The organism is Parasedimentitalea nitratireducens (assembly GCF_057444295.1).
In genome coordinates this window covers 43230-53710 of sequence record NZ_JBYAXC010000016.1, presented here as the reverse complement: position 1 = coordinate 53710, position 10481 = coordinate 43230, and the positions used below count along the sequence as shown (strand labels likewise).

Annotated in this window: 10 protein-coding genes and 1 pseudogene; 9 read left to right on the top strand and 2 right to left on the bottom strand. The window is 56.9% G+C overall.

The annotated features are described in order from the left end of the window. Positions 1 to 350, top strand: a pseudogene (locus tag AC2T28_RS23065) (hypothetical protein); the annotation flags it as partial. Between the two features lie 386 nt (positions 351 to 736). Here the strand turns inward: AC2T28_RS23065 and AC2T28_RS23060 are convergent. Next, on the bottom strand, positions 737 to 1855 hold the full coding sequence (locus tag AC2T28_RS23060) for a THUMP domain-containing class I SAM-dependent RNA methyltransferase (protein WP_486750960.1): 1119 nt from the start codon (positions 1853 to 1855) through the stop codon (positions 737 to 739). A gap of 262 nt (positions 1856 to 2117) precedes the next feature. Here AC2T28_RS23060 and AC2T28_RS23055 point away from each other — a divergent pair, with 262 nt between their 5' ends. The 8 genes from AC2T28_RS23055 to AC2T28_RS23020 all read left to right on the top strand — a co-directional run bounded on the left by AC2T28_RS23055 (position 2118) and on the right by AC2T28_RS23020 (position 9952). Beyond that, a complete protein-coding gene (locus tag AC2T28_RS23055; protein WP_486750959.1) occupies positions 2118 to 3851 on the top strand; it encodes an ABC transporter substrate-binding protein in 1734 nt (577 codons plus the stop codon). 141 nt (positions 3852 to 3992) lie between these two features. Further along, positions 3993 to 5057 (top strand): ABC transporter ATP-binding protein, encoded by a 1065-nt coding sequence (locus AC2T28_RS23050; RefSeq protein WP_486750958.1) that lies wholly within the window; start codon positions 3993 to 3995, stop codon positions 5055 to 5057. A 9-nt stretch (positions 5058 to 5066) separates the two neighbouring features. Continuing rightward, positions 5067 to 6152, top strand: coding sequence for an ABC transporter ATP-binding protein (locus AC2T28_RS23045; protein ID WP_486750957.1), 1086 nt, complete (start codon positions 5067 to 5069; stop codon positions 6150 to 6152). After that, positions 6149 to 7012 (top strand): carbohydrate ABC transporter permease, encoded by an 864-nt coding sequence (locus AC2T28_RS23040; RefSeq protein ID WP_486750956.1) that lies wholly within the window; start codon positions 6149 to 6151, stop codon positions 7010 to 7012. The genes AC2T28_RS23045 and AC2T28_RS23040 overlap by 4 nt, the downstream gene beginning before the upstream one ends. Before the next feature lie 14 nt (positions 7013 to 7026). Continuing rightward, positions 7027 to 7824 (top strand): carbohydrate ABC transporter permease, encoded by a 798-nt coding sequence (locus AC2T28_RS23035; protein WP_486750955.1) that lies wholly within the window; start codon positions 7027 to 7029, stop codon positions 7822 to 7824. Beyond that, positions 7824 to 8102, top strand: a complete 279-nt coding sequence (locus tag AC2T28_RS23030) for a DUF2160 domain-containing protein (RefSeq protein WP_486750954.1) — start codon at positions 7824 to 7826, stop codon at positions 8100 to 8102. Before AC2T28_RS23035 ends, AC2T28_RS23030 begins: the two co-directional genes overlap by 1 nt. Positions 8103 to 8433: 331 nt before the next feature. Continuing rightward, positions 8434 to 8829, top strand: a complete 396-nt coding sequence (locus AC2T28_RS23025) for a BlaI/MecI/CopY family transcriptional regulator (RefSeq protein WP_486750953.1) — start codon at positions 8434 to 8436, stop codon at positions 8827 to 8829. After that, positions 8819 to 9952 carry a M56 family metallopeptidase gene (locus AC2T28_RS23020; protein ID WP_486750952.1) on the top strand — a complete coding sequence of 378 codons (1134 nt, stop codon included), beginning with the start codon at positions 8819 to 8821 and terminating at the stop codon, positions 9950 to 9952. Before AC2T28_RS23025 ends, AC2T28_RS23020 begins: the two co-directional genes overlap by 11 nt. On the opposite strand, the gene AC2T28_RS23015 is transcribed toward AC2T28_RS23020, so the two are convergent. Continuing rightward, the gene (locus AC2T28_RS23015) at positions 9949 to 10473 is read right to left on the bottom strand and encodes a DUF2478 domain-containing protein (protein ID WP_486750951.1); all 525 of its coding nucleotides are present in this window, start codon (positions 10471 to 10473) and stop codon (positions 9949 to 9951) included. The genes AC2T28_RS23020 and AC2T28_RS23015 overlap by 4 nt on opposite strands. Positions 10474 to 10481: the final 8 nt, after the last annotated feature.

Below are 10481 nucleotides of genomic sequence, written 5' to 3'. Positions count from 1 at the left end.
GGGGCAGCAAGGGCTCCGGCTCGGGGGGCAGCAAGGGCTCCGGCTCGGGGGGCAGCAAGGGCTCCGGCTCGGGGGGCTCTAAAGGATCTGGTTCAGGAACCTGTAGTGATGTGCCTTGGAAGAACACCGGAGATCTACCTGCTTATGGCGGCGAACCCGATGACACCGAATGTGGTGATGACGTGGTCTATGCCAGCGGCTCGGGCGGATCTGGCGGAACCGGTGGGGAGGGTTGGAAATCCCCCAGCGCCAAGGACATCATCGCAGTGATGAACCAGGATCCGGAAGACCACATTCCTGCTTCTGGCAGTGGGGGTGATCAGGACGACGATCCGTCTGCATTCATGTAAACGATCGTCTGAGCGAGGGGGTATTGGGGAGGTGCCGCCTCGCACAGTGTAGCAAAACGGGACGGCCCAGTTTGGGTCGTCCTTTTGCGTTTCTAACTGTGCAAGCGAAAACGCCGCTGGAGCCTTGGCACCGTCGGTTTGTTACTTATCAAAGCGGCCTATTGCCAATTTCAGTTACGAGTGGCGACGTCGCCAAAGCAGAAGCGGCCGGGGACTTTATCCCCCGAGCGTAGATGCATCCCGATAGCGCCCCGTTCCAACGGGGGCCCTGTTCCAAGTGCCGGGGGTGTAAGGCCCGGCGGTTATCGCGCGACATGGGCAATGTGTCATGAATTGGCGAATGTTGCGTAACCAGAGCGTGCGCTGGGTGCGCAACACCCTTATCATCAAGGAAGTGGCGCGGTCTGGAATAGTCGGATTTTAATACCGCCATGGGCAACCGGAACGCCAGTTGGCAAGAACGGCAACGCTGTGGCCTTGGCCAACCCGGCCTCGCTGGTGACAATGCCCACGCGCCAGCCGGAAAAGCGGCTGCTGAGCGTTTTGCCTAAAGCGCCATACAGAGCATAAAGCAGTTTCTTGTTGCCGATGCGCGCACCATAGGGCGGGTTGACGATGACCAGTCCCGGAGGGCCATCCGGCGGCGTCAGATCACTAACCGCCTGATGAGTGAAAACCGTGCAGGCATCAACCCCGGCACGTTCGGCGTTGGTTATGGTGCTGTCGATCACACCTGCATTGCGGTCGGAGCCGTAGAAGCGGAGTTCCGTCTCGGCCCCCTGCCCTGCACTGCGCATATTCTGCCAAGCGGCGTCATCAAAGTTGGCGAGTTTTTCAAAAGCAAAGCTGCGGCTGCGGCCGGGGACAAGGCCCATGGCGATTTCTGCGGCTTCGATCACAAAGGTGCCGGATCCGCACATGGGATCCAGCACGGTTTCAGTACCGGTGTATCCACATTGGCGCAGGAACATCGCGGCCAGATTTTCGCGCATCGGGGCCTTGCCCACGGCGGGCTTGTGGCCACGTTTGTGCAGGGCCTCGCCCGAGGTATCGACGCTGATGATACAGAGGTTGTCGTCGATACGGACCTTGATGCGGACCTCGGCATCGGCTGAGATTGGTGCGCCAAGTTCTTCGGTGATGGCTTTTTCAAACCGCTGGGTCGCGGCCCCGGCGTGATAGATTTTTGACTTCTTGTTGGTCGTGACCTCTACCTTGACCGGCACATCGGTGCGCAGCACGTCGCCCCAGGGAAATTTTCGGGCACGTTTGTCGAGTTGCGCCAAATGGAAGGCACGGATTTCACCGATACGCGCCAACACGCGTGCCGCACCGCGCAAATGCAGATTGGCACGCCAGACCTCGGTCCAGTTGCCAGTGATCGTAACCCCACCGGGCAGGATCTTGGGCGAATTGAACCCCAATTCGCGGGCTTCGTCCCGCAGGGCTGTTTCGGTTCCGGGCGCTGCCACGAGGAAAATTTCGAATTCTGTCTCTGTCATCATGGGGCCTGCATAGAGGGAAACCAGGGGGGCAGCGACCTCTTTTTAAAGGGGGCCGCTGCAGTCCAAAATCAGAGAATCCCTCTCAAGAGCCACAGGGCGACTCTTTTCACCTTCGATATTCTTCGTAAATTTACGATAAAAAACAATACTTTATCACTTACTAAAAAATTAGTTTGACAGAAACGAAGATCAAGTGAAAGCTAGGTGACAGTCAGGTGCCGCAGAGCATTTCTGACATCTTATACCTTAGGGAGGTGACAAGATGCGCAAGTATCTTCTCTCCGCTGTTGCAGCGACTGCTGTGATTGCGGGATCGATGGGGCATGCCGATGAGGCAGCCGCGAATAAATGGATTAACGAGGAATTCCAGCCCTCGGTTCTGAACAAGGACGAGCAGCTGGCGGAAATGCAGTGGTTCATCCAAGCTGCTGCGCCATTCTCGGGCATGGAAATCAACGTGCTGTCCGAGGGCATTCCAACTCACAGCTACGAGTCGGAAGTTCTGACCAAGGCGTTTGAGGAAATCACCGGCATCAAGGTGAACCACCAGATCCTCGGTGAAGGTGAAGTTGTGCAGGCGGTTCAGACCCAAATGCAAACTCAGCGGAACCTGTATGACGGTTACGTCAATGACTCGGATCTCATTGGCACCCACTCGCGTCTGCAACTGGCGTACAACCTGACCGACATGATGGCAGGCGACTGGTCTGGTACAACATCGCCTACACTCGATCTGGGTGACTTCATGGGCAGCCAGTTCACAACTGGTCCGGATGGCGACCTGTATCAGCTGCCAGATCAGCAATTTGCGAACCTGTACTGGTTCCGCAAGGACTGGTTTGACCGCGCAGACCTGCAGGAAGCGTTCAAAGCCAAGTACGGTTATGATCTGGGTGTGCCAGTCAACTGGTCAGCCTATGAAGACATCGCTGAGTTCTTCAGCAATGACGTCAAGGAAATCGACGGCACAGCCATCTATGGTCACATGGACTATGGTAAGCGCGCGCCTGACCTTGGCTGGCGGATGACTGATGCCTGGCTGTCGATGGCTGGTGCTGGTTCGAAAGGCGAGCCAAACGGTGTGCCAATCGACGAATGGGGCATCCGCATGGAAGCCGGTTCCTGTAACCCAGCTGGTGCATCTGTCACTCGCGGTGGTGCTGCAAACGGCCCAGCGGCTGTATACGCGATCCGCAAGTGGGACGAATGGCTGCGGGCCTATGCTCCTCCGGGCGCTGCGAGCTATGACTTCTATCAGTCGCTGCCAGCCTTGGCGCAGGGCAACGTAGCCCAGCAGATCTTCTGGTACACAGCATTCACCGCCGACATGGTGAAGCCACAGTCTGAAGGCAACAACACAGTTGACGCAGATGGCGCGCCACTGTGGCGGATGGCGCCAAGCCCGCACGGCCCATATTGGGAAGAAGGCCAGAAGGTTGGGTATCAGGACGTGGGTTCCTGGACTTTCCTGAAGTCGACTCCAGCTGATCGTGCTCAGGCTGCATGGCTCTATGCTCAGTTCGTGACATCGAAAACTGTTGACGTGAAGAAGTCCCACGTGGGTCTGACCTTCATCCGTGACAGCTCGGTCAACCACGAGAGCTTTACCGAGCGTGCTGACAATCTGGGTGGTCTGGTAGAATTCTACCGTTCGCCTGATCGTGTTGCTTGGTCGCCAACAGGCGTCAACGTTCCTGACTATCCAAAGCTGGCCCAGATCTGGTGGCAGCAGATTGGTGACGTCAACTCGGGTGCGTTCACTCCACAAGAAGCGATGGATCGTCTAGCCGAAGAAATGGACATCACCATGGCCCGCATGCAGCGTGCCGATGAAGCAGCCAACGTCTATGGCGGTTGCGGTCCACGTCTGAACGACGAGAAAGACGCGGACTGGTGGATGGCCAACGGTGGCGCCAAGCCATTGCTGGAGAACGAGAAGCCACAGGGCCAAACCGTCAACTATGACGAGTTGGTTGCGCGCTGGGCCTCTCAGTAAACGGGCCTCCCTGATGGGCTGAACCCAGCAAATTGTTCAGCCCTTCTTGCCCCGGAGATCCTCCTCGATCTCTGGGGCTAATTATCCCAAGACTGCGCACCCTTGCGCGCAACAGGCCGCCTGCCGGAAAGCCTCATCACGATGGCACTCGAACTAAAATCCGTGACCAAGCGCGTTGGCGCAAACCTGCATATCAAGGAAACCTCCCTTGTTCTGCACCCCGGTCACTTCAATGTCCTGTTGGGCGCAACCGGATCGGGCAAGACCTCTCTGATCAAACTGATGGCCGGGCTGGACCCGCTTGCCAGCGGTGAGATCTGGATGGATGGTCAGGACGTATCCAAGCTCAACACCCAGAAACGTAACATCAGTCTGGTGCACCAGTTTTTCATCAACTACCCGCACATGACTGTGTATGAAAACATCGCCTCGCCGCTCAAGGTTGCAGGCATGGCAAAGTCCGAAATTCAGGGCCGCGTCGAAGAAGCCGCCGATATCTTGCAGTTGCGTCCGATGCTAAAACGGATGCCGCACGAACTGTCCGGTGGGCAACAGCAGCGGACCGCGCTGGCCCGCGCCATTGCCAAGGAGTCCAAGGCTGTGTTCCTGGACGAACCACTGGCCAACCTGGACTACAAGCTGCGCGAAGAACTGCGTGACCAGCTGCCCGAGCTATTTGCCGGGCGTGGTGCCGTGGTGGTCTATGCCACGTCTGAACCTGAAGAAGCCCTGCTGTTGGGCGGTCAGACCGCGCTGATGGAAGATGGTCATGTGACCCAATTTGGTGTCACTGCCGACATCTACCGCAATCCGGCCAATGTATCTGCCGCTGCTGTGTTCTCGGACCCGCCAATCAATACGGCCGCTATTGTCAAACAAGGTTCAACGGCCACCCTGAACGCAGGGGTAAGCTGGGAGCTGACCGGCGATGCAGCAGGTCTGTCGGATGGCGATTACACAATCGCAATTCGCCCGCACCATGTTTTGCCAATCGCCAACGACAAAAGCAAAGTCCGCATGTCTGGCCGCGTCCAGGTGACCGAGCTTTCCGGCTCTGAAAGCAGCGCTCACTTTGAAATGGGCACAGGCAGTTGGGTGTCCCTGGCCCCCGGTGTTCACCCCTATCAGGTGGGCGAAATGCACAACTTCTATATGGACCCAACGGCGGCTTATGTTTTTGCCCCCGATGGCTCTCGCGTGGCGTGAGGCGCACCAATGGCTAAAATTACACTCTCCAAGCTGCGTCACAGCTATTACCCGAACCCGAAGCAACCATCGGATTATGCGTTGAAGGAAATCGACCTGGACTGGACCGATGGGGGTGCCTATGCCTTGTTGGGGCCATCGGGTTGCGGCAAGTCGACTTTGCTGAACATCATTTCCGGCCTGCTGGTTCCGTCTGAGGGGCAGATCCTGTTTGACGGTAAGGATGTCACTGATCTGCCGCCAGATCAGCGCAATATCGCGCAGGTGTTCCAGTTCCCGGTGATCTACGACACCATGACCGTTTACGACAACCTCGCCTTTCCGCTGCGCAACCGTGGCCGCGACGAGGACACCGTCAACAAACGTGTCATGGCGATTGCCGAGATGTTGGAAGTCACCGAGATGCTGGACCAAAAGGCCGCTGGCCTGAGCCCGGACAACAAGCAGAAAATCTCGATGGGGCGCGGATTGGTGCGCGAAGACGTCAATGTGGTGATGTTTGACGAACCGCTGACCGTAATCGACCCGCATCTGAAATGGAAGCTGCGCTCAAAGCTGAAAGAACTGCATCAACGCATCAACGCAACGATGATCTATGTGACCCACGACCAGACCGAGGCGTTGACCTTTGCCGAACAGGTGGTGGTGATGCAGGATGGCGAGATTGTTCAGATCGGTACCCCGGTTGAACTGTTTGATCGCCCAGCGCACACCTTTGTTGGCCATTTCATCGGCTCGCCCGGCATGAACATTCTGCCCTGCACGCTGACAGATGGTGTTGCCTATTTTGGTGATCAGGTGATTGCCCTTGAAGGCCCCGTTCTGGGTTCGCCATCTGGTCAGCTTGAGATTGGCATTCGCCCTGAATTTGTGTCGCTAGAAGACACCGGTCTGCCCGCAACCGTCACCAAGGTGTCGGACATCGGACGCCACACGGTGGTTGAATGTGAAGCACACGGCAGCCGGATCAGCGCTATCATCGACGGTTCTGGCCCAGAAAAAGGCGCGACTGTTCACCTTAACTTCCAACAGTCTCAGACCCGGCTTTATGTCGACGGCTGGATTGCCACCCAACCGCAAGAGGCGCAGTCATGAAAACCGAAAACCAAAAAGCCTGGTTCTTTGTGCTGCCGGTGTTGTTGCTGGTCGCCTTTAACGCGCTGATCCCGATGATGACGGTGGTCAACTACTCGGTACAAGAAACCTTTGGTAACAACCAGTTCTTCTGGCAGGGCCTGGACTGGTTCGAACAGCTGCTGCGCTCTGAACGCTTTCACGCGGCACTGGGGCGTCAATTCCTGTTTACATTCCTGATCCTGATCATCGAGGTACCGCTGGGCATTGCTATTGCCCTGTCAATGCCACGCAAGGGCATCTGGGTGCCGGTTTGTCTGGTGCTGATGGCGCTGCCGATGCTGATCCCGTGGAACGTGGTTGGCGCCATGTGGAACATTTTCACCCTGCCCGATATCGGCCTGCTGGGTTATTTCCTGAACCACACTCTGGGTATTCAGTATGACATGACCCAAGACCCAATCGCGGCCTGGATCACCATTGTCACCATGGATGTCTGGCACTGGACCTCGCTTGTTGTGCTGCTGGCCTATGCCGGACTGGTGTCGATCCCCGATGCCTATTATCAGGCGGCCAAGATCGACGGCGCCTCTAACTGGTCGGTGTTCCGCTTTATCCAGCTGCCCAAGATGAAATCGGTGCTGACCATCGCCATCCTGCTGCGGTTCATGGACAGTTTTAACATCTACACTGAGCCATTTGTGCTGACCGGAGGCGGCCCCGGCAACTCCACCACGCTGTTGTCCATTGATCTGGTGAAAATCGCCCTTGGCCAGTTTGACCTTGGTCCTGCTGCAGCGATGTCGCTGATCTACTTTGCAATCACTCTCTTGGTTAGTTGGCTGTTCTATACGCTGATGACCAAAGACGACCTGAACTAAAGGAGGACCTTGAGATGCAAAAACGATCCATCGTCCCAATTGTCTATATCCTGTTTCTCATGCTGCCGATCTACTGGCTGGTGGCGATGAGCTTCAAAACCACCAACGAGATCCTCGGCGGATTCTCGCTGTTCCCGCAGACTTTTACGCTGGAAAACTACGCGGTGATCTTTACCGATCCGAGCTGGTACTGGGGCTACATCAACTCGATCTCTTATGTGACGCTGAACACCGTGATCTCAATCGCGGTGGCCCTGCCGGCCGCCTATGCCTTTAGCCGCTACCGGTTCTTGGGTGACAAGCAGCTGTTCTTTTGGCTGCTGACCAACCGGATGGCCCCAGCTGCGGTGTTTGCCCTTCCTTTCTTCCAGCTCTACTCGGCTGTAGGACTGTTCGACACTTACCTGGCTGTGGCACTGGCACACTGCCTGTTCAACGTGCCGCTGGCGGTCTGGATCCTCGAAGGATTTATGGGCGGCGTGCCCAAAGAACTGGATGAAACCGCCTATGTGGACGGCTATTCCTTTCCACGCTTCTTTGCCACAATCTTTATCCCTTCCATCAAGGCCGGTGTAGGCGTGGCTGCCTTCTTCTGCTTCATGTTCTCGTGGGTAGAACTGCTGCTGGCCAAAACCCTGACCGCCGTAGCAGCAAAACCCATTGCCGCAACCATGACCAAAACCGCATCCAGTGCAGGATATGAGCTGGGACTGCTGGCGGCGGCAGGGACTTTGACAATCATTCCGGGCGCAATCGTGATCTACTTCGTCCGCAACTATATCGCGAAGGGTTTCGCGATGGGGAGGGTGTAATGCTTTCATGGATGGCCTGGACCTGGCCCACAGCGCTGGTCTTTATCGGGATTTTCTCTGCCATTGGCGTGTTGATCGCATTGGAAATCCGCACCCCAGGCGGCGACGAACGCAAAGGTGTACTGGGACTAACCACAACTCGCGGCGACCGGCTGTTCATCAGCCTGCTGGGCACCAGCTATATCTTTCTGGCCTGGCTGGGGCTGATCGGCATGCCTCTGTGGGGACCGCTGGTTCTATCCATTGGCTGGGGGGTGTTTTGCTTTCGCAAGGTGTAACCCAAGTGGCGCAGCAGCCGAGTCAAGGGAGCAAAGCCCCCGCTGCAGGCGGCCATTGCCCTTGACGCGGCTGCTGTGTCTTTACACTAGAAACCGGCTCCAGAGGGCAGACCTGCCCTTCAGGGCCTTCTCAGCAGGTCTTTTCACTCTTGCTCCAGCGAGGACCATGGCTATGTCACGTCACCTCGCCGCACTCTGGATAAAGCGCGCGGTAGCGCTCAATTTGATCACCACCACGCCCTGCCACCCATCATCTAAAAATTTAGTTTTCAAACACCCCTCCCCTGCCTAAGATGGCGAAACGAAAAAAACGGACCGGACACCAGACCCTATGCGAAAAAAGCAGGACAATTCGCTACTGACCGAGGTTGAACTCGAATTCATGACCGTGGTCTGGGCAACCGGTGGTGGCACTGTGCGTGACATCTTGGCTGAACTTAACAAAACTCAGGAACGCGCCTATACTTCAGTGGCGACCGTGCTCAAGATCATGGAGCAAAAAAGTTTCCTGACCAGCGAACGCCAAGACCGCTCTTTGATATATCGCGCTGCAGTGCCCAAATCAGACTATCAAAAAACAACTCTCAAGAACCTTTCGAGCAAGCTCTTCAACGATACACCTGCGGCGCTGGTGGCGCGGTTGGTCGACGACGAGGAGGTGACCGACGATATGCTCGTAGAAATGCGGGCGCTGTTGAATGAAAGGCTGGGGGACAATGCAAGCTGAAGCACTGCTAAACGCTTATATCGACCTGAATCTGCTGCTGCTGTTTGGTGCAGGGATCTGGCTTGGGTTGCGACGATTGCTGATGCGCAAGGGGCTGGGCAATGCCTTCTTGTCTCAGCTGAAACTGCTCAACCGCTTGACGGTGCTGTTGGTTGCCGCGCCCCTGCTGGCGCTGGCTTTCACCACTTGGATTGTGCCACATCCGCCCAACATTTCCGATCTGCTGGTGTCGCAGTACCTGCAGGGCCATGTCAGCATGAGCGCCAGCCATTTTGAGACCATTCTGGGCCTGCGCGAGGATCTAGTGCGCAACCTGCTCACCCAACAGATGCCTTGGACCAAGACCATTGCAATCCTCTTTGTGATTGGGGCCAGTCTCTGCACCCTACATGTCATCACATCCATCTGGCGGCTGCAAAACAGCCTGCGCAGTGCGTTTTTGTGGAAACAGATCGGGCGGGTACAGCTGCGCATCAGCGACACGGCAACGGTGGCCTATTCCACCCGCGGGCTGTTCAATCTCTATGTCGTCCTGCCCTCGACCTTGCTGGCCGACAGCCGGGACTTGCGTTTGACTGTGGCGCATGAATTACAGCATTTCCGCCAGCGCGACATCGAATGTGAATTCCTGCTCGAAGTGCTGCGGCCCATTCTGTTCTGGAACCCGGCGTTTTTTCTGTGGCGCAGCGAAGTCCGTGTTCTGCGTGAACATGCCTGTGATCAAGCCCTGATGGCGCGGCCTCATTTTGATGCACGGGCCTATTGTGAATGCCTGATCCGCGCCTGTGCCATGGCCGCACAGGACCGGATGTTCTTTACCCGCCGCAGCCCGGCCGTTGCCTTGGTTGATCGTCGCGAGGTCGGACGCAGCGCCACATTAGAGCAGCGCATTCTGGCAGTAACGGCGAAACAGTCCACTGGGGATCACAGGATCAGCTGGATGCTGCTGTCGGGTCTGCTGGTTGGTGCGGTGCTGGCCACAACCCTTCTGATGCAACGCCCCAGCGACTGGAGCCATGACCGGTTGATGCTGTCCACCATCGTCAACTTGGAACGCCTGAACAGCCGCAATGATGCCGAAGTCAGCGCTTTTCAAGGCGGGTTTCTGGTGACGCTGGACTAGCTCGCGAGTTCTGCAGCAACGGCATCAGGGCCTAGCACCCAAGACACCAACTGACTGGCGACCGGTGCCAGGGCCACAGCTTCGCCGCCGGTAAACTCTTCAAAAGCCTCTTTGTTCAGCGCGTTGGTGCCCGCCAGGACCGGGATTTCCAGTGCCAGTGCCTCGGCTATGAGATCGCGAAATCCCCGGCCCTCGGCCTCGTGTTTGCCAAATTTGTTGACGATCAACACATCCGCCCCGGTGCGCAGGGCCTCGGAGGCCATCACAACGGCGGTTTCCAGCGCACTGGGGTCCAGGCGACAGCCCCGCGCCTCTTTGCCCAAGGATTGCGATATACGGACAACCGGACCATCAGGCAGAACCTTTACATCCATGTCACAGCGATGGGTGTCGGGGCGATCAGTGTTGATCTGAACCGTACCACAGGTTTTAACCCCACGCGCCAACAGCTCTTGGGCCACGTCGGCCAGCAGCAGATCGGTATCACCCCGGCCTGAGGCCATGGTATAGGCAATCTTCATGTTCAAGT